Source organism: Amycolatopsis coloradensis (assembly GCF_001953865.1).
Classification (GTDB): Bacteria; Actinomycetota; Actinomycetes; order Mycobacteriales; family Pseudonocardiaceae; genus Amycolatopsis; species Amycolatopsis coloradensis.
The window spans coordinates 60,668-84,526 of sequence record NZ_MQUQ01000030.1; the positions used below are offsets into that span (position 1 = coordinate 60,668).

A 23,859-nucleotide genomic window follows, 5' to 3' on the forward strand; every position below is an offset into this window, starting at 1 on the left:
GGTCGGCCCCGCCGAAACGAGGACGGCTAAGTTACCCGCAGGTCATGCCCCATACGGGTTGCTTCAGGCACGGCCATGAACACTACCGGTTGGTAGTGGTGTGCTACTCGAACGTGAGTCATTAACTTGTCGTTCGTGACCACTTCCGCGTATCACCTCGAACCGGAATCGATCGGCGAACTCATCGCCGATTGCGCCGGCATCCCGTCGTCCCTCCAGGCCGAGAACCTGCCACTGCCCCGGCAGATCGCTCCGGCCTGGACCGTGGACGAGCGGTGTCTCGCCCAGGTCGCCGATCTGGACGCCTACGTCTGATCCCCCCGCGGGCAGCAAGAGCTGCGGGTATGAGGAAGGGCCGCGACCTGGTTGAGGTTCGCGGCCCTTCTTCATGTTCGAAGTGCGTCAGTGGAAGCTGTCGCCGCAGGCGCAGCTGCCGGTCGCGTCCGGGTTGTCGATCGTGAAGCCCTGCTTCTCGATCGAGTCGACGAAGTCGATCACGGCCCGCGACACGTACGGCGCGCTCATCCGGTCGACGGCCACGCGGAGCCCGTCGAAGTCACGGAACAGGTCACCGTCGAGCGTGCGCTCGTCGAAGAACAGCTGGTAGCGCAGGCCCGCGCACCCACCGGGCTGGACGGCGATGCGCAGGTGCATGTCGTCACGGCCCTCCTGCTCGAGCAGGGCCTTCGCCTTGACGGCGGCGGCGTCGGTCAACGTGACGCCGTGGGTCTCCACGGCGGTTTCGGCCTGAGCTGCGGCTGCCTGCTCAGCGGTCGTCATGGTTCTCCCTCTGGTCGAACTCGCTGCGGGTACTCGTCTTGGCCCTTGGTCCAACACGTCGGAGTCCCGATCTGTTCCCCTCCATGGTGACATATCGCTCGGCCTGGTGCGTGACACCGTGACGCCTGCAACTACCCTGGTGAGGTGAGGTTCCTGCGCCGTAGCACCACAGACTCCGCCACGACCGCCGTCGAAGACGTCGACAACGAGACCGTCGAGGTCCAGGCCAAGGCGTATACGCCCGGAAAGGGCAAGGCCACGCCCAAGCGGCGTGAGGCCGAGGCCAAGCGCCGCGGCCCGGTGGCGCCGCCGCCGACCACCATGCGTGAGGCGATGAAGCGCAACAAGGAACTCCGCAAGTCAGCGAAGGCCGATCCGGAGTACAAGGCGAAGCAGCGCAACGCCGCCAAGGAACGCCGCGAGAAGATGATGGCGGGCGACGACAAGTACCTGCTCCCGCGTGACCGCGGCCCGGTCAAGGCGTACATCCGTGACCTGGTCGACTCGCGGCGCAACCTCCTCGGTCTCTTCATGCCCCTCGCGATCCTGGTGTTCGTCGCCCTGTTGGTGCCGTACCCGGACGTCCAGCGCTACGCGACGCTGCTGTGCACCGTGATGCTGCTCGGCATGATCGTCGAAGGCGTGCTCAGCGGGCGCCGGATCGCGAAGATGGTCCGCCTGAAGTTCCCGGACGAGACGGTCAAGGGCGCGTCGGTCGGCTGGTACTCCTTCATCCGCGCGAGCCAGATCCGCAAACTGCGCGTTCCCAAGCCGCGGGTCAAACCCGGCGACAAGGTCTGAGCAGGCGAAACCCAGGTCGTTAGCGTGGCTAACGGCCTGGGGTAGAGTTCCGCTCATGGAGTTTCGACGTCTAGGCCGCAGCGGCCTCAATGTCAGTGAGATCTCGTACGGCAACTGGCTCACCCACGGGTCCCAGGTGGAAGAGGACCAGGCCCAGTCCTGCATCAAGGCCGCGCTCGACGTCGGCATCACCACCTTCGACACCGCCGACGTCTACGCCAACACGGCCGCCGAATCGGTGCTCGGCCGCGGGCTCAAGGGCCTGCGCCGCGAAAGCCTGGAGATCTTCACCAAGGTCTACTGGCCGACCGGCCCCAAGGGCCCCAACGACCAGGGGCTGGGCCGCAAGCACATCATCGAGTCGGCGAACGCTTCGCTGAAGCGGCTCGGCACCGACTACGTCGACCTTTACCAGGCGCACCGGTTCGATCGGACCGTCCCGCTCGAAGAGACGTTCCTCGCCTTCGCCGACCTCGTCCGCCAGGGCAAGGCGCTCTACATCGGCGTCTCGGAGTGGACCGCCGAGCAGATCACCCAGGGCGCGGCGATCGCCCGCGAACTGAAGGTGCCGCTCATCTCGAACCAGCCGCAGTACAACGCGCTGTGGCGGGTCATCGAGGCGCAGGTCATCCCGGCGTCCGAGCGTGAGGGCCTCAGCCAGATCGTCTGGTCCCCGATCGCGCAGGGCGTGCTCACCGGCAAGTACAAGCCCGGTCAGCCGCTGCCCGCGGGCTCCCGCGCGACCGACGAGAAGGGCGGCGCGAACATGGTCGCCCGCTTCCTCAACGACGACGTCCTCGAGCGCGTCCAGCGGCTCCGGCCGATCGCGGACAAGGCCGGTCTGTCGCTGGCCCAGCTGTCCGTGGCGTGGGTGCTGCAGAACCCGAACGTCGCTTCGGCGATCATCGGCGCTTCGCGGCCCGAGCAGGTGCACGAGAACGTGAAGGCGGCCGGGGTGAAGCTGGACGCGGATCTGCTCGCCGCGATCGACGAGGCCCTCGACGGCGTCGCCGAGACCGACCCCACCCTCACCCGCTCGCCCTGATCCCCCCGCGAGTAGTCGACTAAGCGCGGACGCTTTTCCCGCGTTTAGTCGACTACTCGCGTCCTAGTCTCCGTGCACGCGGGACTGGTACGCGAGCTGACCGTCGAGGTCGAGGGCGTCCCCCGGCGCGCGGAACGGGTCGATTCCCAGGCCCCGCAACAATCTGCTCGCGCCGGCGACCCGGTCACCCGTCTGGCCGTCGAGCCGCTCCGGCCGGTGACCCCGCTGGATCAGCAGGCCTTCGACGTCGTCGATCAACCGGTACGGGTCGTAGACCTGCTGTTCAGGCATGGCCACCGCCGGGAACCCAGCTGTTCCCGGTGATCCTCTCGTAGACCTCGGTGTAGCGCCTGCGGGTCGCTTCGACGATCTCGTCCGGGATGGCGGGGCCGGGCGGCGTCTTGTCCCAGCCGGTGCTCGCGGACCAGTCGCGGACGAACTGCTTGTCGAACGCGTGCTGCGTGCGGCCGGGCCGCCAGTCGTCGGCGGGCCAGAAACGCGACGAGTCCGACGTGAGGACCTCGTCCCCGAGGGTCAGCACACCGTCGGCGTCGAACCCGAATTCGATCTTGGTGTCGGCGATGATGATGCCGTTCTTCGCCGCGTGCTCCGCGCCCTTGGTGTAGACCTCGAGCGTCAGGTCGCGGATGCGGTCCGCGGTCTCCTTGCCGATGTCGTTCACGACGTCGGCGAAGGTCATGAACTCGTCGTGGCCGGTGTCGGAGATCTTCGTGGTCGGCGTGAAGATCGGCTCGGGCAGCTTGTCCGCCTCGACGAGACCGGCGGGCAGTTCGACGCCCGACACCTTGCCGTCGCGCTGGTACTCACGCATTCCGAGCCCGGTGAGATAACCGCGCGCGATGCATTCGACCTGGATCATCTTCAGCGGTTTGCACCGCATGGCGCGGCCGGCGAATTCGGCGGGCACGTCGGTCGTGGAGAGGACGTGGTTCGGCACCACGCCGGCCATCTTTTCGAACCACCAGGCGGAAAGCTGGTTCAGCAGCGCGCCCTTGTCGGGGATCGAGGTCGGCAGCGAGACGTCGTAGACCGAAACACGATCCGACGCGACGAGCAGAATGTCGCCATCGACCTCGTAAAGGTCCCGTACCTTACCCGCGTGAATGTGCTTCATGCCCCGTCCTCGATGTCGTATTCGTAGAAAACCCATTGGTTCGGCAGCGCCGCGGATTCGCCGTACTCCAGTACGTCGCCTTCCGCGGACAGGAACCTGTTGCGGCTCAACAAGATCGCCGAACCCTCGGCCACGCCGAGTTCTGCCGCGTCCTCGGCACCCGCCAGCCCCGCGGCGTGCTGAGAACGAGTCGACGTCAGAACCCGGCCTGTCCGGTCCGCCACATATTTGACCGTGCCTTCGACTATCCGCACCGGCTCGAACAACAACGGCGCCTTCGCCGCGATCGCGCCGTCGAACCACGAGACGGACGTCGACACCGGACGCCCTTCACCCGCGTACGTGGTCCGCCGCCGCCGGATCGCGGGAGCTCCTTCATCGATTCCGAGCGCGCCCGCCACCCGCTCCGGTGCCGGGACGAGCCCGGCCTCACGGATTTTCGCGTAGTGGCCCGGTGGATAGACCTTGCCGGTTCGCGCGATCGAGATCGTCCGATCGTGCGCGGAGCGGTGCAGTGATCTGGTCTGCACCACTGTCCCGATGCCGGGAATCGCGCGAACCAGACCTTCGGCCCGAAGCGTCGAGAGCACCTTCATCGCTGTCGCCATCGCGACGTTCCAGTTTCTGGCGATCTCCCGCGCGGACGGGACCGCGTCACCTTCCTTGAGCCTGCCCGAAACGATGTCGTCGCGAATGTTCCCCGCGATTTGGAGATACGGCGGTTCAGGTCGATCGACGGCGGGCAAGGTGACTCCTCACAAGGTCGCGCGGTGCGCACAAGCGTTCTAGCACACCAATGGGCTAGCACCAAGGATCCTGCTCACACCCCATTATTACGTACTAGTACAGATTCTGGACGGTGCTCTAGTACACCTGTTACTCTCCGCAGAGTTCCCAAACCCGTTGGGGGGCTCGATGAACCATCTGAGCATCGACGAACTGCTCGAGGAGCTTCGGAGACGCCGGTGGGTTGTCTACATCTTCGGCCCCCGGGAGGAACCGGAGGTCTGCGCCGCGGTGTTCCAGTGGGACACCTGTGCCGACGTCCTGATCCTCCGCGGTGAGGAACGGGCGACCGCCTTCCGCGTCACGACGCTGCCCGACACGGACGTCTTCCATCCGGCGCTCGTCTCCTGGCAGTACCACTCGACGGCCGACTGGACGCTGCGCGCGGTGCTCACCATCCCGCCGCCCGGCGACGCCGCCGCTCCGATCCAGTTGCTGCAACCACATCCGGACTGCGTGATCCCGATGGAGTCGCGCAATCCGGTCACCGTCCTGCCCGCCAACGGAACCACGGCCGACCAGGGAGATCCCTAACCTCGGCCGATCACCTGCTCGGCGACAACGAGGTCGTGCGGGTAGGTGATCTTGAGGTTCTCCGCGCTGCCTGGAACCCACCGCACCGGTAGCGCGGAGAACCTTTCCATGCACGAAGACGTGTCCGTGCCGACGAAACCCTCGCGTTCGGCCGTTTCGTACGCCTCCAGCAACGGAGCGGCGCGGAAACCTTGCGGCGTCTGCACCCGGATCGCGCCGGGCAGCGCGCCGGAAACACTGTCACCGTCCACGCGCACGATGTCGTCGGCCGCGACCCCCGGCACCGCTCCCCCGTACCGCCGGGTGTCGGCGAGGACGTCCGCGATCAGTTCCGGGGTGACGAGCGGACGGGCCGCGTCATGCAACAGCACCGCGTCGATCTCGCCGCTCTCGATGCGGGAAGTCAAGTGCCGCAAGGCGTTCAGCTCCGAACCCTGACGCGTCGCGCCGCCGTGCACGAGTTCGACCTCACCCGGATGCGAGGCGAGCACCTCTTGCGCGAGCCCGGTGTCCTGCGGCCGGATCACCAGCACGAGCACGTCGATACCGGGCACGCGGGCGAAGGCGTCGAGCGACCACGCGACGACCCGCCTGCCCGCGACCGGCAGGTAAACCTTGTTGAGCTTGGCGCCGACCCGGGTACCCGCTCCGCTCGCGAGCACCACCCCGGCGGCCTTCGTCTGAGCCACAGGCAACTCTGGCACAGGCGGGTCGGTAGGTTGGGTGCGGCCACCAAAGCGATCCGAAGGGCAAGGCGTTGGACGACGAAATCCTCGAGTTCGCCGAAGCAGAGCAGCCTGATGAACACGCGCGCTCGGCGGCGATCGCCCTGCACTCGAAACTGATCAAACCCGCGGGGTCGCTGGGCAGGCTCGAAGAACTGGGCGTGTGGGTCGCGGCTTGCCAGGGCCACTCCCCGCCGCGCCCGTTCACGCGGCCGCGGGTCGTGGTGTTCGCCGGAGACCACGGCGTCGCCGCGAAGGGCGTCTCGGCGTACCCAAGCGAGGTCACCGCGCAACTGGTCGGCAGCATGCTGACCGGCGGCGCCGCCATCAACGTGCTGGCCGCTTCGGCGGGCGCGAGCGTGCGCGTCGTCGACATGGCCGTCGACAGCGACGCCTCGGCGACGCGGTCGATCGGCGAGTTCAAGGTGCGGCGCGGGTCCGGCTCGATCGACGTCGAAGACGCGCTGACCGACGACGAAGCGCGTGCCGCCGTCCGCGCGGGCCGCGCGATCGCCGACGCCGAGGTCGACGGCGGGGCCGACCTGCTCATCGCGGGCGACCTCGGGATCGGGAACAGCACCCCCGCCTCGGTACTGGTCGCGGCGCTGACCGGCAGCGAACCGGTGGCCGTGGTCGGCCGCGGTTCGGGGATCGACGACAACGCCTGGATGCGCAAGGCCGCCGTGGTCCGGGACGCGCTGCGGCGGGCCAGGACCGTGCTGGCCGATCCGGTCGCGCTGCTGCGCACCGCCGCCGGCGCCGACATCGCCGCGATGGCGGGCTTCCTCGCGCAGGCCTCGCTCCGGAAGACGCCGGTGCTCCTGGACGGCCTCGTCGCCAGTGCGGCCGCACTGGTCGCCGAGGAACTCGTCCCCGGCGCGCGGCAATGGTGGGCCGCGGGTCAGCGCGGCGGCGAACCCGCGCACGCGCTGGCGCTGGAGCACCTCGACCTGGACCCGATCCTGGATCTGGACGTGCGCCTCGGCGAGGGGACGGGCGCGGTCGCGGCGCTGCCGCTGGTGTTCATGGCGACGCGCGTCCTCGCCGAGATGGCGACGCACGAGCAGGCCGGGGTGAGCGGGCCGCTGATCGAGGCGCCCGCCTCCTGACGCGCTTCTGCCCCTGCCGCAAGTAGCCCTCTAGTTGCGGTCGGGGCCTGTGCGGGCTTAAGCGCCGTGAAGGCCTCCTTCCTACGCTCAAGGTAGGGAAGGAGGCCTTCACGGCGCTTTCGCCGGGTCACGGCCGGGTCACCGCCTCTGGATGGGAGCGAGCCTGCCCGCGGATGAGGCCGGGACTCAGCCCAGCGGGTACATCCAGCCTTCCGGGGCGGACCGGGTGCCTTCCTGGATCCCGGTCAGCGCGCCGCGCAGCTTCATCGTCAGCTCACCGGGCTGCCCGCCGGCCACGGAGAACTCGCCGCCCGCGTGCTTCACGTGCCCGACCGGTGTGATGACCGCCGCGGTCCCGCAGGCGAACACCTCGGTCAGCTCACCGGAGGCCGCCGCCTTCTCCCACTCGCCGGTGGAGATGCGGCGCTCCTCGACCTGGTGCCCGAACGACTTCGCCAGCTCCAGCAGCGACTTGCGGGTCACGCCCGGCAGCAGCGAGCCGGTCAGTTCCGGGGTCACGACCCGCGCCTCGTCACCGGAGCCGAAGACGAAGAACAGGTTCATCCCGCCCATCTCCTCGACCCAGCGCCGCTCGACAGCGTCGAGCCACACGACCTGGTCGCAGCCCTTCTCCACGGCCTGCGCCTGCGCCACGAACGACGCCGCGTAGTTGCCGGCGCACTTCGCCTCGCCGGTGCCGCCGGGGACCGCGCGCACGTACTCGGTCGAGAGCCAGACGCTCACCGGCTTGACGCCGCCGGCGAAGTACGAGCCGGCGGGCGAGCCGATCAGCGCGTAGAGGTACTCGTTCGCGGGCCGGTTGACGCCGAGCCCGGCTTCGGTGGAGATCATGAAGGGCCGCAGGTACAGCGACTCGCCCGGCTTCGTCGGGATCCAGCGGGAGTCGGCCGCGATGAGCTCGCGGATCGAGTCGAGGAAGGTCTCCACCGGCAGCTGCGGCATGGCCAGCCGCTCGGCCGAGTTCCGGAAGCGGATGGCGTTCGCGTCGGGCCGGAACGCGGCGAACGTCCCGTCCGGCTGGCGGTACGCTTTGAGGCCTTCGAAGATCGCCTGACCGTAGTGCAGCACGGAGGTCGCCGGGTCGAGCGTCAAGGGCGCGTACGGCCCGACGGTCGCGTCGTGCCAGCCCTGCTCGGCGTTCCATTTCACGGTCACCATGTGATCGGTGAAGTGCAGCCCGAACCCGGGCGCGGCCAATACGTCCGCGACGCGTTCCGGGCTCGCGGGGCTCGGGTGCGGGAGGTGGGTGAACTGCGTCGAGGTCGTCATGCCTAAGACGATAACGCTTGGTCGGACCCACGTTAGTCGGACGTCCGCATATCTTCACCTCACGCGATCTGTCCGTCGGGACGAACACGCGGGGCCGCTCGCCCCTAGGATGGGTGGCGTGACGTTAAACCCGATGCAGCCCGCCCACCCGGCCAAGTCCGCCACCCCCGGCCGGGCGACCGACGTCAAGACGTTCGCGACGGCCGTACTGCTGACCTTCGGCGTCGGCGTGCTGATGATGGACGGCTGGGCCTTGATGGACAGCGGCTTCGGCGCGTTCCTCGGTCTGGTCGCCGGCGGTTTCGGCATCTACTGGTGGCGAAGCATCCAAGGCAAGGTGTTCCCGCGCGAGCTGTCCACCAAGTCGGTGGTCATCCTCACGGTGATCAACATCGTGCTCGTGCTGCTCCTGCTTCTCCAGGTGAGCTAGAGCAACCCATCGGGGAGGCCGGGCGCGGCCCAGTCCGGATTCGGCCGGAAGTCGGTCCACGTCCCGTCGAAGGGGAACCGCCCGGCGTCCGCGAGCGCGCCGATCCGTTCGCCTTCGGCACGCAGCCGCCTCAGCTGCCCTGCCGTGATGCGGCCGGCTAGGACGGCCTCTTCGGCCTCGTCCTCGTCCTTCCACTGCCAGCGTCCACCGGGCTCGACGGCGACGTCGAGGATGCCGTCGATCCGGTCCGGCCCGGACGCCGTGCGCCCCAGCGGGACCTCGAGGTTGACGTACCAGTTCAGGAAGTGGCCTTCGGCGTCGAAGAACCACCAGACCGACGACCATTCGTCATCGGCGATCCGGCGCAGCGTCGAGGTGTCGCGCCAGAAGTCGGGCACGCGCACCCTCGGCACCCGGAACCGCTCCTCGAGCGGCGCCTCACGGAAGAGCCGCCCGTCGGCGAGCCTGCTGCCGACGATCGGGGTGTCCGCGGGAAGCCAGCCGAGCAGCACGGTGCCGTCGTCGGCGATGACGCGCAGCGGGTGATGCTGGCCGATCGAGCCGTCCGGTCGCAGGAACCGTTCTACGACCGTCTCACCCGGGGTCCAGAAGGGATCACGCACGCCTTGCACGGTACCCACGGGCGCGGACCCGCAGAACCAGTTCGGCCAGCGTTCCCACTCCCGCGAGCCCGAGGGCCACGACCGGCCCAGCGAAGGCGGCGGCGACGGCCACGATCAGTCCACAAGCGAGTGTCGCCTTCGGACTTTCCGGGGAAAGCCGCTCGCGGGCGTCGGTGAAGGCGTCCACCGCGACCGGCACGGTCGCCACGGCGACCACCACGGACAGCACGGGCGCCAGCGAGACGGCGTCCGCCGCGGCGAGGAGTTCGCGGAACGACGTCGCCGAAAGCCCCAGCCGGACCGGTCCCAGCTGGTAGAGGGCGACGGCGATGATCGCCACGGCCACGGCGCCCACCGCGGCCGCGCGGCCCGCTCCGGGACGACGCGGCAGCAGGAACGGCAGCAGCACCAGCACGGCGAGGCCGAGACCGGGCACGGACGGCGGATCCGGCGCGATGAACTGCGCCAAGGGCGGGATGCCGACGCAGATCGCGATCAGGGCCGCGGCCGCGGCCAGCAGCAGGCCGGTGACCCAGCGGGCCGCGTAGTCACCGAGGCGGACCCCGGCCAAATCGGCGACGGCCGCCACGACGGCGAAGACCGCGGCGGCGATACCCGGCGCGGACGGAAAGAGGTACTGCCCGAACGTCGTCGCGAAAACCAGAACCAGGCCCAACCTCGAAACGGAGCCCGCGATCCGGTCGAGCCGGGTGTCCCCCACCGGCGGCAGCAGTGCCTCCGCCGCCACGGCGAGCACGGCCGCGACCACGGCGGCGAGAAGTACCCAATAGTCCGCTCCGGAGGTGCATACCGCGAGTGCGATGAGCAGACCGCCAGCCAGCCGCACGCCGTCTCCCTTCCGGTACAGAGGTTCCCCGTCGGCCCCACTGTTACCCCAGGTCCCACTGTCATTAGCATGGCTCACGATCCAATCGGGCAGCCGCCCGGTACCACCGCGAACGCGCGAGGAGCCAGAAGTGACCGTGCCGAAGCTTGCCCTGACCGAGAACGCCGAAGCGGCGCTTGCCAAGACACGCGCCGACGTCGTCGTCATCGGAACCTTGCAGGGTGAGGACGGCCTGGCGCTCGCCGCCGGCTCCTCCATCGCCGACGCCGCCTTCGACGGCGAACTCGCCGCCGTCCTCGGCACCCTCGGCGCGACAGGCAAGGCCGACGAGACCGTCAAGGTCCCGACGCTGGGCAAGCTGTCCGCCGGTGTCGTCCTGGCCGTCGGCCTCGGCAAGGCGGGCGCCGACGGCGTCACCGCCGAGCAGGTCCGCCGGGGCGCCGGTGCCGCCGCGCGGGCGCTGAGCGGAATTGAGCGCGCGTTCGTCACGCTGTCGGCGATCGACCTGCAGGCCGCCGTCGAAGGCACCGCGCTCGGCGCGTACTCCTTCACCGAGTACCGCTCCGAGAAGGGTGACGGCCCGGTCGCCAAGGTGGACTTCGTGAGCCCCGAAGAGGGCACCGCCAAGGACCACAAGGCGACGCTGAAGGCCGCCACCCTGATCGCGGAGTCGGTGATCATCGCCCGCGATCTGATCAACACCCCGCCGAACGACCTGTTCCCGGCCTCGTTCGCCGACCGCGCGAAGACCCTTGCCGAGGCGAACAACCTCGAATTCGAGGTACTCGACGAGAAGGCGCTCAAGCGCAAGGGCTTCGGGGGCATCCTCGGCGTCGGCGGCGGTTCCTCGCGCCAGCCGCGGCTGCTGCGTCTCGCCTACAAGCCGGCGAAGGCGTCGAAGAAGGTCGCGCTGGTCGGCAAGGGCATCACCTTCGACTCGGGCGGCATCTCGATCAAGCCCGCCGCGAACATGGACCACATGACCTCGGACATGTCGGGCGCGGCCGCCGTGCTCGCCTCCGTGGTGCTGGCCGCGAAGCTGAAGTACCCGCTCGAGGTCGTCGCGCACATCCCGCTGGCGGAGAACCTGCCCTCGGCCACCTCGTACCGGCCGGGCGACGTGCTCAGCATGTACGGCGGCAAGACCGTCGAGGTGCTCAACACCGACGCCGAAGGCCGCCTCGTGCTGGCCGACGCGATCGTGCGCGCGGGCGAGGAGAACCCCGACTACCTGATCGAGACCTCGACCCTGACCGGCGCGCAGGTCGTCGCGCTGGGCAACCGCACCGCGGGTGTCATGGGCTCGGACGAGTTCCGCGACCGCGTCGCTTCGATCGCGCAGGCGACCGGTGAGGGCGGCTGGGCCATGCCGCTGCCGGAGGAACTGCGCGCCGACCTCGACTCGCGCCTGGCCGACCTGGCCAACGTCACCGGGCACCGCTGGGGTGGCATGCTCGCCGCGGGTGTCTTCCTGCGCGAGTTCGTCGCCGACGGCCTGCCCTGGGCGCACATCGACATCGCGGGCCCGTCGTTCAACACCGCCGGGGTGTGGGGTTACACCGGCAAGGGCGGCACCGGTGTCCCGGTGCGCACCATCGCCGCGGTGCTGGCGGACATCGCCGCCAACGGCTGAGTCTCTGGCGCTGCCAACTCGCGTGAAGGCCCCTTTCCCTCGGCTGAGCCGAGGGAAAGGGGCCTTCACGCGCATCACGGCGCAGGTGGGAGCGGGGCGTCGACCTCCTCGAGACCATCGAGTTTGTACGGGTAGACGCGGTCGTCCTTCTTCAAGGTGTCGACGTAACGGATCAGGGCGAGGCCGTCGATGACGTTGCGCGCCTCGCTCGTCGGCAGGCCCGGCCCTTCGGGCGTCGGAACCGTGTCGGTGATCTTGTTCGCCCGCAAGGGGAACTTCAGCCGGAGCCCGGCGATGACCTTGCCGAGCCCGGCTCGCCGGTCGTGCAGCCCGCGTTCGAAACGGTAGCCCAGCAGCGCGCGGGGTGAACGGCTGTCGCAACCGGGTTTCGTGCTGGGACAACGGTGAACGCGCGGTACTGCTGCCGTTGAGCAGCGTCCCGAACACCGTGGGCGGCGGGCTGTACAGCTTCGGCGCGGCGGGCGCCTTGACCGTCATCCGGACCCTGCGACGTCGCATATCGAGCGCGGGCACCGTTTCCGGTGGTTCATTGTCCACTATGTACAGTTCGTAGCGTGCGCTGCGGCGGACCGCCCTCGGCGACGCGATGGCGCCCTTTTCGGCGACCAGCTCCAGCCCGGCGTTCAGATCCTCGTACGCGGCGCGAGAGAGTTTCGCCGCGTCGTCGGAATCCTGGAACTGGCCCATGGCGAACTTTTCGCCGGTGATCGACGCCCGTTCCATACCCGCGCCGGGGAGCGGGACGACGCCGAACCGCTTGCCGTCACTGGGCCGCCGCGCGCCGATCCGGCGTCAGCTGGTACTTGCCGGGAGTCGGCTCGGTGCGAAACGAACACGCGCAGCACGAGCGGAGCCGTCCCGGAAAGCGTCATATGAAGGTCACAATGCGGGAAAAGAACCAGATCGGAAAACGGAGTCGTTGCCATGCCAACTCCGCGATTCACTGCCTCGGCCGGTGAACGCGTCTCGCCGCTCGGCGCAACCGTCAACGCATGGCCCGATGAACTGCCCCATGAGGCAGCGGGCGGTGCGAACCTCGTTGTGGCAAGGTCGTTTCCGTGGACAGGGACGCGTATCTCGAAGGCGCGATCAGGGATGTGCTCAGCGGTGACGACGCGACGCTCGACGACCGGATCGGGCACGCGGCGCTGGTGTTCGCCGTCTCCGGCGCTTTCGCGGAAGCCGACCGGCTGATCACGCATTGGCACGCGCTCACCGAACGCCCCGTCACCACGCTCGTCCCCGGCGCCGTTCAGGCCCGCGCGTGGGCGATGCTCTTCGAAGCGCGCGGCGCGCGACCGGACTGGGCGGCGGCGATGACTCCGCTCGACCTCGACGCCGAGGAGCACGCTCACGACGAGTACCTCGCCCGGCGAGTGTCCGATCTCCACGGTCTGCTCGGCGGCTCCCCGATCGGCGAGGCCGTTTCGCACCTCGGGCCGTCGCGGCCGGACCGGTTGCGCGAGGCCGTCGCACGTGGCGACCTCGACACCTGGGCCGAGATCGCCGCACGGCAGGCCCGGCCGGACGTCGCCGTGCTCGCGGCGACACGACGGCTCGCACCGCGTCTGGTCACCGGAGCCGACCCGCTCGGCCTCGGCGAGTGGACAGGGCTGTGCGCCGGAGCACTGGTCGCGGCGCTGTACGAGCGCTACCCGCCGGACACCGGTTCGTGGCGCGAGATGATCGCGGGCATCCTCCGGCTTCGCGGCACCGGCACCGCGCCCCCGGCGGCGTCGGCCCGCAACATCGACGTGGCCGAAGCGCGCCTCGGACTCCGGCTACCTTCCGACTACAGAGAGTTCCTGCGGACCTGCGACGGCCTGCCCGCCGACGTCGTCTTCCCGCGCCTGCTCGGGACGGCGGAACTGCGCGCGGAAGGCGGAGTCGTCGTGATCGCCGAGCCCGCCGTGGTGCTGCTCACCGCCGCGGGCGAGCGGTGGCGGACGGTCGAGATCGACCCGGCGCTGGGTACGACGGTGCATCCGACGTTCCGGGCACTGCTGGAGCGGCACCTGCTCCTGCTGGCGCAATCCGCCTGAGGCCGAGCAAGTACGTGAAGGACCCCTTCCCGTACCTAGGCGCAAGGAAGGGGTCCTTCATGTACTCGGGCTCACCGGGCGGCTGCGTCCGCCGCCAGTGCGCTCACCTGGCCGGGAAGGCCTTCATGTACTTCACGTGACCGCTCAGGCTTCGCCGCGTTTCTTCCGTTCGGTGTACTCCCGCATCCGCTTCGGATAGCCGACCCGCGCCACCTCGTACACGGGGATCGACCGTTTGCGCCCGAACTGCTGCGCCGCGTCGAGACTGTCGATCCGGCGCCGGGTCCACTCACCATCGTGGGCGATGAGGACGACTGTGGTCTCGGTGACGTTGGTCTTGGGCTCCACATAGGCCTCCACACCCGTCCGTGAAGCGGCCCATTCCTCAAGGTGCTTGAAATCGTTTGAAGAGGCTTTCCGCAGCGTACCGGGCTTTTGCCCGCCTTTGGAGCGCCGGCGCAGCGAGTCGAACAGACCCACTCCGACCACCTCACTTCCCACTCGCGTCCAGCGTCCATTATCCCGACCGGGGCGTGTGCTCGCCGTCGCATACCCGGCTAGGTCGCAGGCCCGCCGCACGTAGTGACAAGATGGCAAGTGTCCGCGCGCGCGTATACCGCGCGAAGCGGCGCCAGAGCACCACCCCTACCGCTTGCCGAGGAGTTATTGAAGTGACCGACACCTCCGCCGACCTTGTGATCCTGGGTGGCGGATCGGGCGGCTACGCCGCCGCGTTCCGCGCGGCCGAGCTGGGCCTTTCCGTCACCCTGATCGAAAAGGACAAGCTTGGCGGGACGTGCCTCCACCGAGGCTGCATCCCGACCAAGGCCCTCCTGCACGCGGCGGAGGTCGCCGACGAGACCCGCGACGCCGAGACCTTCGGTGTCAAGGCCGTGCTGGAAGGCATCGACATCGCCGGGGTCAACAAGTACAAGGACGGGATCGTCTCCCGCCTGTACAAGGGCCTCCAGGGCCTGGCCAAGGCGCACAAGGTGAACCTCGTCGAGGGCACCGGAACGTTCGTCGGCGGAACCACCGTCGAGGTCGACGGCACCCGCTACACCGGCAAGAACGTCATCCTCGCCACCGGCTCGTACTCGAAGACGCTGCCGGGCTTGGAGCTGGGCGGCCGCATCATCGCGAGCGAGCAGGCCCTTTCACTGGACTACATCCCGAAGAAGGTCATCGTCCTCGGCGGTGGTGTCATCGGTGTCGAATTCGCGTCCGTCTGGGCGTCCTTCGGCGTCGACGTCACCATCGTGGAGGCGCTGCCCCGCCTGGTCCCGAACGAGGACGAGTACGCGTCCAAACAGCTCGAGCGCGCTTTCCGCCGTCGCAAGATCGCCTTCAAGACCGGCGTCAGGTTCACCGGCGCCAAGCAGGACGACAACGGCGTCAGCGTGTCGCTGGAGTCCGGCGAGACGCTCGAAGCCGACCTGCTGCTGGTCGCCGTCGGCCGCGGGCCGAACTCGGCAGGGCACGGGTACGAGGAGGCCGGGGTCAAGATGGAGCGCGGCTTCGTCCTCACCGACGACCGCCTGCGCACCAACCTGCCGAACGTCTACGCCGTCGGCGACATCGTCCCCGGCCTGCAACTCGCGCACCGCGGGTTCCAGCAGGGCATTTTCGTCGCCGAGGAGATCGCCGGCCAGGAGCCGCGCGTGATCGACGAGAGCGGCATCCCGCGCGTCACCTACTCGCACCCCGAGGTCGCTTCGGTCGGTCTCACCGAGTCGCAGGCGAAGGAGAAGTACGGCTCCGACGTCACCACCTTCACCTACGACCTCGGAGGCAACGGCAAGAGCCAGATCCTCAAGACCTCCGGTGGGGTCAAGCTGATCAAGGCCCCGGAAGGGCCGGTCGTGGGCGTGCACATGGTGGGCGACCGCGTCGGCGAGCTGATCGGCGAAGCGCAGCTGATCTACAGCTGGGAAGCGTTCCCCGAGGACGTGGCTCCGCTCATCCACGCGCACCCCACCCAGACCGAGGCCCTCGGTGAAGCGTTCCTCGCCCTGGCGGGCAAGCCGCTGCACGTGCACAGCTGACGTCTCACCGTCGAAGAACCAGAAGACCAAGCAAGACATATCAAGGGAGTCAGCGAACGATGGCCTACTCCGTCACGTTGCCGGAGCTCGGTGAGAGCGTCACCGAGGGCACCGTCACCCGGTGGTTGAAGCAGGAGGGCGACACCGTCGAGGTCGACGAGCCGTTGCTCGAGATCTCCACGGACAAGGTCGACACCGAGGTCCCCTCCCCGGTCGCCGGCAAGGTCGTGAAGATCAGCGCGCAGGAAGACGAGACCGTCGAGGTCGGCGGCGAGCTCGCCGTCATCGACGACGGGACCGGCGGGGTGCCGGAGTCCTCCGGTTCCGCCGAGCCCGCCGCCGAAGAGGCGCAGCCGGAACCCGAGGCGCAGCCGGAACCCGAGCCGGAACCCGCGCAGGAGCAGTCCTCCGCGCCGTCCCAGCCGGACACCGCGCCGGCTTCGGGCGGCGAAGGCACCGAGGTGAAGCTGCCCGAGCTGGGCGAGAGCGTCACCGAGGGCACCGTCACCCGGTGGCTCAAGCAGGTCGGCGAGAGCGTCGAGGTCGACGAGCCGTTGCTCGAGATCTCCACGGACAAGGTCGACACCGAGGTCCCCTCCCCGGTCGCCGGCACCGTCCTGGAGATCCGTGCCGGTGAGGACGAGACCGTCGAGGTCGGCGGTGTGCTCGCGGTGATCGGCGCGGCCGGTTCCGCACCGGCACCGAAGGCCGAGGAGAAGAAGCCCGAGCCCAAGCCGGAACCCAAGCCCGAGCCCAAGCCGGAACCGAAGCCGGAGCCCAAGGCCGAGGCCGCCCCAGCGCCGAAGCCCGCCGAGGCCCCGAAGCCCGCCGCGCAGCCCGCGGCGAGCAGCGACAACGGTTCGGACAGCGCGCCGTACGTGACGCCGCTGGTCCGCAAGCTCGCTTCGGAGCACGGCATCGACCTGTCGTCGCTGACCGGCAGCGGTGTCGGTGGCCGCATCCGCAAGCAGGACGTGCTCGCGGCCGCCGAGGCCAAGCAGAAGAAGGAAGCCCCGGCTCCCGCCGCACAGCCCGCCGCCGCTGCCCCGGCCGCCGCGGCGCCGTCGGCTCCGCGCAAGGCCGCGGTCTCGCCGGAGCTCGCCGCTCTGCGCGGCACCGTGCAGAAGGCCAGCCGGATCCGGCAGATCACCGCCGTGAAGACCCGCGAGTCGCTGCAGGTTTCCGCGCAGCTCACGCAGGTCCACGAGGTGGACGTCACGAAGATCGCCAAGCTCCGCCAGCGGGCGAAGGCGGCTTTCAAGGAGCGCGAGGGCGTCAACCTGACGTTCCTGCCGTTCTTCGCGAAGGCCACCGTCGAGGCGCTCAAGCAGCACCCGAACGTCAACGCGTCCTACAACGAGGACACGAAGGAGATCACCTACCACGGTGCGGTGCACCTGGGGATCGCGGTGGACACCGAAAAGGGTCTGCTGTCGGTGGTCGTCCACGACGCGGGTGAGCTCAGCCTCGCCGGTCTCGCGCACCGCATCGCCGATCTGGCCGGCCGCGCGCGTTCGGGCCAGATCAAGCCGGACGAGCTGTCGGGCGGCACCTTCACGATCACGAACATCGGCTCCAACGGCGCCCTGTTCGACACGCCGATCATCGTGCAGCCGCAGTCCGGCATGCTCGGGACCGGCGCGGTCGTGAAGCGCCCGGTCGTGATCGCGGACGCCGACGGCAACGACACGATCGCCGTCCGGTCGATGGCGTTCCTGCCGCTGACCTACGACCACCGCCTGGTGGACGGGGCCGACGCGGGCCGCTTCGTCACGACGATCAAGCAGCGTCTGGAAGAGGGCAACTTCGAGGACGAGCTCGGTCTCTGATCCTCCAGTAGTCCGTAGAAGGCCCTCGTCCCGCTCCGGCGGGGCGGGGGCCTTCCTCTTTACCCGCAATTCGTCCTCTAGTTGCGGTACTTGCGCACGGCAACTACCGCAACTAGAGGACGAGTTGCGGGGTTTGACAGACACTCGGAACTCTAGTATTCCGGAATTACGGAAAACGAGAGGGAGGGTGTCACTCATGTTGACAAGACGTCATCTGCTGACGGGCGTCGCCGCTGGGTCGGCGGTGCTGCTGCTTCCGGGAACCGCGAACGCGGCCGCACCGGACACGTCGACCGAACAGGGCTGGCTCGACTGGATAGCCGCGCACCGGCGCGATGTCTCCGTCCTGATCGACGACGGAGCGGGGCGGCGGGCGGCGCGCAACGCCGATGTCCAGCGGCTACTGGCCTCGTCGGTCAAGGTCGTGCACCTCAGCGCGTACGCCGTCGCGGTCGCTGAAGGCAGGCTCGATCCGAAGGAACAGATCAGGGTCGGCGACTGGGACGCCCATCACCCGTTCGTCTCCGACGGCCGCGCGCACTTCCACGCACTCACCTGGCTGGGCGTCCCCTGCGACGACTACGGCATCGCCAAGGACCCCGAACAGCGCGTCCCGCTGGCGAGGCTCCCCGAAGCGATGATCTTCTTCAGCGACAACGCCGCCACCGACTACCTCCGCACCCGCCTCGGCGACCCCGCCCTCCAGCTCGCGGCGGCACGAGGCGGGTGGGTGCGGCCGGACACCCGTTCGCTGGGCGGCGAGGTCCTGATGCTGATGATGCCGGAGTACGCGCCACCGCCCGGCAGTCCCGTCGCGGTCCGGCGGGCGCTGGGCGACGCGGTGGCCCGGCGATTCGTGGCCGACCCCGCGTTCCGCACCGAAGCCTTCGCGCGCATCCCGACCATGCCGAGGACTCCGGACGCGCAGTGGCCGTGGGTCAAGGGCCACGCCAGGGGGACGGCGTCGGAACTGTTCTCCCTCCATCGCGGTCTGGCGTCCGGCCGCTACCGGCCGGGCGGCGCGCTCGCCCGCGAGATCCTCGCCAGGCCGCTTTCCGGCCGCGTGCCGCCTGGCGCGAGCGAAGTGCTCATCAAGGACGGGGCCCTGCCACGCACGCTCACCATCGGGCTTTCGGTCAGGTGGCCGGGAGGACGGTCCGGCACGGCGGCCGTCCTGCTCCACGGCGTGACGGACCAGGACACGCAGAACGAGTTGCCGCTCATCGACGCCTTGCTCGCGGCGCTGTCCGACCCGGCTCGGTTCGCCGCCCTGGAACGGGCGCTCGGCTGAGACAAAGGTATAGATAGCCGGTATGAACGCTGAGCTCGCCGACCGGATAGCCGCCCTCGAAGAACGGGTCGCCGCGCTCGAAGAACAGAGCCTGGCCTCGCCGCCGAGCGGCCCCGCGGGTCTGGTCGGGTATCGCGGCGAGCTCACCGATCCCGTCGAACTGCGCTGGGCGATCAACGTCACGCCGGGACCGATGCTGGCGCTGGACGACGGGCCGCGGGTCGAGGTGCTCGCGGCCCTGTCCAGCGCCGCACGGGTGGCACTCGTGCGGACGCTGGCCGAAAAAGGCGTCCAGTCCGCGCCCGCCTTGCAGGAGGCGGCCGGACTCGGCTCTCCCGGCCAGCTCTACCACCACCTCAAGGCGCTGACCGGCGCCGGGATCGTCGAGCAGGACAAGCGGGGCAGTTATCGCCTCCGTCCCACCGCGACGATCCCGGTGCTGGTGCTGCTCACCGCCGCGTCGGACGTGGCAGGGCAACTGCCGACCTGAGCGTGCGACCGGATCGCGGATACGACACGATCGGATCATGCGAGTTCTGATCGCGGGTGCGAGCGGGCTGATCGGCACCTCCGTTGCCAAGCGGCTCCGTACGTCAGGGCACGAGGTGGTCCGCCTCGTGCGCCGGGAAGAACGGGCCCCCGACGAACGCCGCTGGGATCCCCCCGCCGGGGAGATCGCCGATGGCGCGCTCGACGGCGTCGACGCGGTGGTGAATCTCGCGGGTGCGCCACTGCTGCCGGGACGCTGGAGCGCGGCCCGCAAGCAGGTCCTGCTCGACAGCAGGGTCGAACCGACCGAGGTCCTCGCCGAGGCGGTGGCCGAACACGGGATCCCGGTGCTGGTGAACGCTTCCGCGGTCGGCTACTACGGCGACCCCGGACCGTCCCTTGTGGACGAATCGAGCCCGGCAGGCCGCGGTTTCCTCGCCGAACTCTGCACGGCGTGGGAAGGCGCCACCGACACCGCGGCCACCGCGGGCGCCCGCGTCGTGCGGATCCGGACCGGGCTGGTCCTCGCCCGGAAGGGTGGACTTCTCGACGTGCTGCGGCCATTGTTCCGGCTGGGGCTCGGCGGGAAACTCGGTGACGGCAAGCAGTACATGCCGTGGATCTCGCTCGACGACGAGGTCGGCGCGATCGTCTTCGCGCTGGAGAACGAGTCCTTGTCCGGTGCGGTGAACCTCAGTGGGCCGCAGCCCGCCACGAACGCCGCGTTCACGAAGGCACTCGGCCGCGCCGTCCATCGCCCGGCGATCTGGCAGGTGCCCGGGTTCGCCATGAAGATCGCCCTCGGTCAGGCCGCCGAAGAGATGGCGCTGTTCGGGCAGCGTGCCATGCCCAAAGCCTTGGAGGAGGCGGGGTACGTCTTCCGCCACCCGACCCTCGAGGACGCGCTGGCCGCCGCGACATGACCTTGCGGCGCGGCCTCCATCTCCTCGCCGGAGCCCTTCTGCTGATCGGCTTCGTCACACTCGGGCTGTTCGTCGACGACCGCCCGCCGCCGGTGGACGTCGCCCTCGCCGACGCGTTCCGCGGGCAGTACACCCGGCCGGCCGGGCAGGTGGCCGACCTGATCACGAACGTCCTCGGCCCGGTCCTCCCGTTCGCGCTGGGCGCGCTGCTGGTGGTGCTCGCCCGGCGCCGCCGGGACCTGACCGTGGTGTGCGTCAAACTGGCCGTCGTCCTGACGCTGTGCCGCCTGACCAGCCTGATCGCCAAACCGCTGTTCTACCGGGAACGACCTCGTGAATTCCCCGATCTGAGCTATCCGAGCGGACATGTCGTCGCCGTCGCCTGCACCGGATTCGTCGCCGTGCTGCTGTGCGCGTGGACCCGGCCGCGGCTGGTGCGCCCGGCCATCGCGATCGCCGTCACGGCGACGGTGATCGGCGCGCTCTGCCGCGTCGTCCTCGGCGTGCATTGGCTGACCGACACCGCGGGATCCGTACTCGCCGTCGGCGGGGTCGGCCTGATCTCGGCGGCCGGGCTGGGCCTGCTGCCCCGGCCGCGGGATCCGGCGTAGTGTCGCGGACGTGAGCTCTTCGACCACGTCATGCCGCGCCGCCACCGAGCCCGTCGACGTCCGCGAGATCGGGACGATCGACTACACCGAAGCCTGGGAAATCCAGCGCCGGCACGTGACAGCCCGTGCCGACGGCGAAGGCCCCGACACCGTGCTGCTGCTGGAGCACCCGTCGGTGTACACCGCGGGCAAGCGCACCGAAGCCGAGGACCGGCCGACCGACGGCACGCCGGTGATCGACGTCGACCGCGGCGGGAAGATCACCTGGCACGGCCCCGGCCAGCTGGTCGGCTACCCGATCGTCAAACTCGCCGACCCGATCGACGTCGTGCACTACGTCCGGCGTCTCGAAGAGGCCCTGATCACCGTCTGCGACCAGCTCGGCGTGCACACCGGCCGGGTCGAGGGCCGCAGCGGCGTCTGGATCCCGGCCGACGACCGCGGGGTCGAGCGGAAGATCGCCGCGATCGGCATCCGCGTGCAGCGCGGCGTGACCATGCACGGTTTCGAGCTGAATTGCGATCCCGACCTCGGCGCCTTCGACAAGATCGTCCCATGCGGCATCCGGGACGCGGGCGTGACGTCGCTCTCGTACGAACTCGACCGTGAGGTCACCGTGGCGTCGGTCCTGCCGATGGCGCGCGAAGCCGTGCTCGCGGCGCTGGAGGGCGACCTCCCGGTGAGCGACGAGCGCTGGCTGCCGCGCCCCGAGGCCCCCGCCGCCCCCGGTGTCACTTTCGCTTTGCAGAACTAGCTTTTGTGCCAGGCTTCCAGGAGGGCCACGGAAATCCCGCTGGTCCCACTGGGAGGAATTCATGCGTGAATTCGCGCGAGTACTGGCGGTCGCGGCCGCCGCGGCCGGGCTGCTGGCCCTGCCCGGAACGGCGTCGGCCGCACCGCCGCCGGGCTGCTGGACCGACACCAACGGATCGACCTGGGCCAGCGGGACCTGCCCGACCGGCTCGTACAAGGTCGTCGTCGAGTACTGCCGTCCGAACTGCCATCGCGAAGAGGGCTACCCGGCCAGCAACGGCAGGCCTTCGGGGATCTCCTTCAGCCCCGGCGGTTCCATCGCCGGCGTCACCGTCGAATACGTCTAGAAGCGCGTGAAGGCCCTCTTCCCCCGGCTCGACCGAGGGAAGGGGGCCTTCACGCGCCAAAGCGTCAGTCCAGCTGAGGTGCGACCTCGGAAGCGACCAGTTCGACCTGGTCCAGATCCGAGAGGTCCAGCAGCTGGAGGTAGAGCCGGGTGATCCCGGTCCTCTCCCGCCAGTTCCCGATCTTCTCGACGACCTCCGACGGCGTCCCCGCGAGCCCGTTCTCACGCAGCTCGGCAACCTCGCGTCCGATCACCGAAGCGCGCTTCGCGACCTCGGCGTCGTCACGGCCCACGGCGACGACGAGCGCGGCCGAGCGGATGATCTCCTTGGGGTCGCGGCCGATCTCGCGCGCGGCGTCGTCGACGCGGCCGAACTGCTCGACGGCGAGATCCGGTCCCACGAACGGCAGGTTGAACTCGTCGGCGTAGCGCGCGGCGAGCGCCGGGGTCCGCTTCTTGCCGCCACCGCCGATGATCACCGGGGGCCGTGGCCGCTGAGCCGGTTTCGGCAGGCCGGGCGAGTTGACGAGCTTGTAGTGCTCACCGTCGAAGGAGAAAGTCTCGCCTTCCGGCGTCTCCCACAGTCCGGTGACCACCGCGAGCTGTTCGGCGTAGCGGTCGAAGCGTTCCTTGATCGGCGGGAGGTCGAGACCGTACGCCGTGTGCTCGTCGTCGTACCAGCCCGAACCGAGGCCGAGTTCCACGCGGCCGCCGGACATCTGGTCCACCTGCGCGACCGAGATCGCGAGCACCGACGGGTGCCGGAAGGTGGCGGCGGTGACGAGGGTGCCCAGCCGCACACGGCTGGTCTCACGGGCGAGACCCGCGAGAGTGATCCACGCGTCGGTCGGCCCGGGCAGGCCGGAAGCCGAACCCATCTTCAGGTAGTGATCACTGCGGAAGAAGGCGTCGTAACCAGCGTCCTCGGTGGCCTTGGCCACCCGGAGCAGGTCTTCGTAGCTGGCCCCCTGCTGGGGCTCGGTAAAGATCCTGAGGTCCACTTCGTCACCCTATAGACGGGTAGGTCAGCTCGCTTTCCCGTGTTCGGCGGGCGGAACACGGCGGAATCCGACGAGCAGCCGCACCAGGACCTCCTCGACCTGGGCACTGACCTTCTTCGGCTCCGGCGACGACGCGATCTCGATCGCGGCGCTCGACAACGCGCCGAAAAGCAGCCGCGCGGTGACGTCCACCGGGACGTCGTCGACCTCGCCGACCTCGATGAGCGACTGGATCCCGGTGCGGACCAGGCCGAAACTGCACCGTTCCTCGGCCTCGCGCCAACGTTCCCAGCCCATCACCACCGGCGCCTCGTGGATCGCGATGCGCTGGTACGCGGGGTCGAGGCAGCCCTGCAGGAATCCGCGCAGCCCGGCGAGCGCCCGCTCCCACGGCGAGTCCGGGCCGTTTATGATCTTTTCGAGCCGGTCGAAGACCTGGCTCTCCACCGTGTCGAAGGCGGCCTCGAACAGCGCCTGCTTCCCACTGAAGTGGTGGTAGAGCGCACCCTTCGTCACCCTGGCCCGTTTGGCGATCTCATCGAGAGAAGTGCCCGCGTACCCGCGTTTGGTGAACAGCTCCACGGCACTCTCGACGAGTGCCGACCGGGTGGACTCGGAATAGTCCAGCCGCCTTGACCTCATTGTCGCCACCTTCACAACTTTACGCCGCCGGCCCCACTCCATACTCATGGTATGTTGACTGCTGTCAGGTCCGTACCGGGAGTATGCCGCAAACCTGCGGTATGAACCGGGTCACGGAGGGGAGCCAA

The 23,859-nt window shown here is 69.3% G+C and carries 29 protein-coding genes; 17 read left to right on the plus strand and 12 right to left on the minus strand.

The window, feature by feature from the left end; all coding sequences use genetic code 11:
• Positions 1-126 precede the first annotated feature (126 nt).
• Entirely contained in the window at positions 127-315 is a 189-nt protein-coding gene (locus BS329_RS38420) for a hypothetical protein (RefSeq protein ID WP_076168096.1), read from the plus strand.
• 87 nt (positions 316-402) lie between these two features.
• Here the strand turns inward: BS329_RS38420 and BS329_RS38425 are convergent, their stop codons facing one another.
• Complete coding sequence (locus BS329_RS38425; RefSeq protein ID WP_076168098.1) at positions 403-780, minus strand: iron-sulfur cluster assembly accessory protein; 378 nt, start codon at positions 778-780, stop codon at positions 403-405.
• Positions 781-924: 144 nt separating this feature from the next.
• Between BS329_RS38425 and BS329_RS38430 the strand changes: the two genes are divergently transcribed.
• Together BS329_RS38430 and BS329_RS38435 are read left to right on the plus strand one after the other, a co-directional pair.
• The gene (locus tag BS329_RS38430; RefSeq protein ID WP_076168099.1) at positions 925-1,581 is read left to right on the plus strand and encodes a DUF3043 domain-containing protein; all 657 of its coding nucleotides are present in this window, start codon (positions 925-927) and stop codon (positions 1,579-1,581) included.
• A 55-nt stretch (positions 1,582-1,636) separates the two neighbouring features.
• A complete protein-coding gene (locus tag BS329_RS38435) occupies positions 1,637-2,626 on the plus strand; it encodes an aldo/keto reductase family protein (protein ID WP_076168101.1) in 990 nt (329 codons plus the stop codon).
• A 63-nt stretch (positions 2,627-2,689) separates the two neighbouring features.
• Here the strand turns inward: BS329_RS38435 and BS329_RS38440 are convergent, their stop codons facing one another.
• From BS329_RS38440 to BS329_RS38450, 3 genes are read right to left on the minus strand one after another with little or no spacing between them, the layout of a single operon-like run.
• Positions 2,690-2,917, minus strand: a complete 228-nt coding sequence (locus tag BS329_RS38440) for a hypothetical protein (RefSeq protein ID WP_076168159.1) — start codon at positions 2,915-2,917, stop codon at positions 2,690-2,692.
• On the minus strand, positions 2,910-3,761 hold the full coding sequence (locus BS329_RS38445; protein WP_076168102.1) for a phosphoribosylaminoimidazolesuccinocarboxamide synthase: 852 nt from the start codon (positions 3,759-3,761) through the stop codon (positions 2,910-2,912). The genes BS329_RS38440 and BS329_RS38445 overlap by 8 nt, the downstream gene beginning before the upstream one ends.
• Positions 3,758-4,507 carry a GntR family transcriptional regulator gene (locus BS329_RS38450; RefSeq protein WP_076168104.1) on the minus strand — a complete coding sequence of 250 codons (750 nt, stop codon included), beginning with the start codon at positions 4,505-4,507 and terminating at the stop codon, positions 3,758-3,760. The genes BS329_RS38445 and BS329_RS38450 overlap by 4 nt, the downstream gene beginning before the upstream one ends.
• Positions 4,508-4,676: 169 nt before the next feature.
• Here BS329_RS38450 and BS329_RS38455 point away from each other — a divergent pair, with 169 nt between their 5' ends.
• Complete coding sequence (locus tag BS329_RS38455; RefSeq protein ID WP_076168105.1) at positions 4,677-5,081, plus strand: hypothetical protein; 405 nt, start codon at positions 4,677-4,679, stop codon at positions 5,079-5,081.
• Here BS329_RS38455 and BS329_RS38460 read toward each other — a convergent pair.
• Complete coding sequence (locus BS329_RS38460) at positions 5,078-5,746, minus strand: IspD/TarI family cytidylyltransferase (protein ID WP_076168107.1); 669 nt, start codon at positions 5,744-5,746, stop codon at positions 5,078-5,080. The genes BS329_RS38455 and BS329_RS38460 overlap by 4 nt on opposite strands.
• 92 nt (positions 5,747-5,838) lie before the next feature.
• On the opposite strand from BS329_RS38460, the gene cobT reads away from it, so the two are divergent.
• Complete coding sequence (cobT, locus tag BS329_RS38465; protein ID WP_076168109.1) at positions 5,839-6,915, plus strand: nicotinate-nucleotide--dimethylbenzimidazole phosphoribosyltransferase; 1,077 nt, start codon at positions 5,839-5,841, stop codon at positions 6,913-6,915.
• 186 nt (positions 6,916-7,101) lie between these two features.
• Here the strand turns inward: cobT and BS329_RS38470 are convergent, their stop codons facing one another.
• The gene (locus BS329_RS38470) at positions 7,102-8,205 is read right to left on the minus strand and encodes a branched-chain amino acid aminotransferase (RefSeq protein WP_076168110.1); all 1,104 of its coding nucleotides are present in this window, start codon (positions 8,203-8,205) and stop codon (positions 7,102-7,104) included.
• A gap of 118 nt (positions 8,206-8,323) precedes the next feature.
• On the opposite strand from BS329_RS38470, the gene BS329_RS38475 reads away from it, so the two are divergent.
• Positions 8,324-8,635 carry a hypothetical protein gene (locus tag BS329_RS38475; protein WP_143253386.1) on the plus strand — a complete coding sequence of 104 codons (312 nt, stop codon included), beginning with the start codon at positions 8,324-8,326 and terminating at the stop codon, positions 8,633-8,635.
• Here the strand turns inward: BS329_RS38475 and BS329_RS38480 are convergent.
• Together BS329_RS38480 and BS329_RS38485 are read right to left on the minus strand one after the other, a co-directional pair.
• A complete protein-coding gene (locus BS329_RS38480) occupies positions 8,632-9,258 on the minus strand; it encodes a ribonuclease FAU-1 family protein (RefSeq protein WP_076168161.1) in 627 nt (208 codons plus the stop codon). The two genes, BS329_RS38475 and BS329_RS38480, sit on opposite strands and share 4 nt — an antisense overlap.
• Entirely contained in the window at positions 9,251-10,105 is an 855-nt protein-coding gene (locus BS329_RS38485) for a hypothetical protein (protein ID WP_076168114.1), read from the minus strand. Before BS329_RS38485 ends, BS329_RS38480 begins: the two co-directional genes overlap by 8 nt.
• A 130-nt stretch (positions 10,106-10,235) precedes the next feature.
• On the opposite strand from BS329_RS38485, the gene BS329_RS38490 reads away from it, so the two are divergent.
• Positions 10,236-11,738: a leucyl aminopeptidase gene (locus BS329_RS38490; RefSeq protein WP_076168116.1), complete on the plus strand. Its 1,503-nt coding sequence runs from the start codon at positions 10,236-10,238 to the stop codon at positions 11,736-11,738.
• 74 nt (positions 11,739-11,812) lie between these two features.
• Here BS329_RS38490 and BS329_RS38495 read toward each other — a convergent pair whose 3' ends face one another.
• Entirely contained in the window at positions 11,813-12,007 is a 195-nt protein-coding gene (locus tag BS329_RS38495; RefSeq protein ID WP_076168117.1) for a hypothetical protein, read from the minus strand.
• Positions 12,008-12,102: 95 nt separating this feature from the next.
• Here BS329_RS38495 and BS329_RS43645 point away from each other — a divergent pair, with 95 nt between their 5' ends.
• Together BS329_RS43645 and BS329_RS38505 are read left to right on the plus strand one after the other, a co-directional pair.
• Entirely contained in the window at positions 12,103-12,312 is a 210-nt protein-coding gene (locus tag BS329_RS43645) for a hypothetical protein (protein WP_076168119.1), read from the plus strand.
• A 505-nt stretch (positions 12,313-12,817) separates the two neighbouring features.
• Positions 12,818-13,801 (plus strand): SMI1/KNR4 family protein, encoded by a 984-nt coding sequence (locus BS329_RS38505; RefSeq protein WP_076168120.1) that lies wholly within the window; start codon positions 12,818-12,820, stop codon positions 13,799-13,801.
• A 144-nt stretch (positions 13,802-13,945) separates the two neighbouring features.
• Here BS329_RS38505 and BS329_RS38510 read toward each other — a convergent pair whose 3' ends face one another.
• The gene (locus BS329_RS38510) at positions 13,946-14,290 is read right to left on the minus strand and encodes an oxidoreductase (protein ID WP_076168163.1); all 345 of its coding nucleotides are present in this window, start codon (positions 14,288-14,290) and stop codon (positions 13,946-13,948) included.
• A gap of 182 nt (positions 14,291-14,472) precedes the next feature.
• On the opposite strand from BS329_RS38510, the gene lpdA reads away from it, so the two are divergent.
• The 8 genes from lpdA to BS329_RS38550 all read left to right on the plus strand — a co-directional run bounded on the left by lpdA (position 14,473) and on the right by BS329_RS38550 (position 22,089).
• Positions 14,473-15,846, plus strand: a complete 1,374-nt coding sequence (gene lpdA, locus BS329_RS38515; protein WP_005164222.1) for a dihydrolipoyl dehydrogenase — start codon at positions 14,473-14,475, stop codon at positions 15,844-15,846.
• A 59-nt stretch (positions 15,847-15,905) separates the two neighbouring features.
• A complete protein-coding gene (gene sucB / locus BS329_RS38520; protein WP_076168122.1) occupies positions 15,906-17,675 on the plus strand; it encodes a 2-oxoglutarate dehydrogenase, E2 component, dihydrolipoamide succinyltransferase in 1,770 nt (589 codons plus the stop codon).
• 196 nt (positions 17,676-17,871) lie between these two features.
• A complete protein-coding gene (locus BS329_RS38525) occupies positions 17,872-18,966 on the plus strand; it encodes a serine hydrolase (RefSeq protein ID WP_076168124.1) in 1,095 nt (364 codons plus the stop codon).
• A gap of 22 nt (positions 18,967-18,988) precedes the next feature.
• Positions 18,989-19,456 carry an ArsR/SmtB family transcription factor gene (locus BS329_RS38530; protein WP_076168125.1) on the plus strand — a complete coding sequence of 156 codons (468 nt, stop codon included), beginning with the start codon at positions 18,989-18,991 and terminating at the stop codon, positions 19,454-19,456.
• A 37-nt stretch (positions 19,457-19,493) separates the two neighbouring features.
• Positions 19,494-20,378, plus strand: a complete 885-nt coding sequence (locus tag BS329_RS38535; RefSeq protein ID WP_076168127.1) for a TIGR01777 family oxidoreductase — start codon at positions 19,494-19,496, stop codon at positions 20,376-20,378.
• Positions 20,375-20,989, plus strand: coding sequence for a phosphatase PAP2 family protein (locus BS329_RS38540; RefSeq protein ID WP_076168129.1), 615 nt, complete (start codon positions 20,375-20,377; stop codon positions 20,987-20,989). Before BS329_RS38535 ends, BS329_RS38540 begins: the two co-directional genes overlap by 4 nt.
• Before the next feature lie 10 nt (positions 20,990-20,999).
• Positions 21,000-21,743, plus strand: a complete 744-nt coding sequence (gene lipB / locus BS329_RS38545) for a lipoyl(octanoyl) transferase LipB (RefSeq protein ID WP_076168130.1) — start codon at positions 21,000-21,002, stop codon at positions 21,741-21,743.
• Between the two features lie 61 nt (positions 21,744-21,804).
• On the plus strand, positions 21,805-22,089 hold the full coding sequence (locus tag BS329_RS38550; RefSeq protein ID WP_076168132.1) for a hypothetical protein: 285 nt from the start codon (positions 21,805-21,807) through the stop codon (positions 22,087-22,089).
• A gap of 64 nt (positions 22,090-22,153) precedes the next feature.
• Here BS329_RS38550 and BS329_RS38555 read toward each other — a convergent pair whose 3' ends face one another.
• Positions 22,154-23,089 (minus strand): LLM class F420-dependent oxidoreductase, encoded by a 936-nt coding sequence (locus BS329_RS38555; protein ID WP_076168134.1) that lies wholly within the window; start codon positions 23,087-23,089, stop codon positions 22,154-22,156.
• 24 nt (positions 23,090-23,113) lie between these two features.
• Positions 23,114-23,731: a TetR/AcrR family transcriptional regulator gene (locus BS329_RS38560; protein ID WP_076168135.1), complete on the minus strand. Its 618-nt coding sequence runs from the start codon at positions 23,729-23,731 to the stop codon at positions 23,114-23,116.
• Positions 23,732-23,859: the final 128 nt, after the last annotated feature.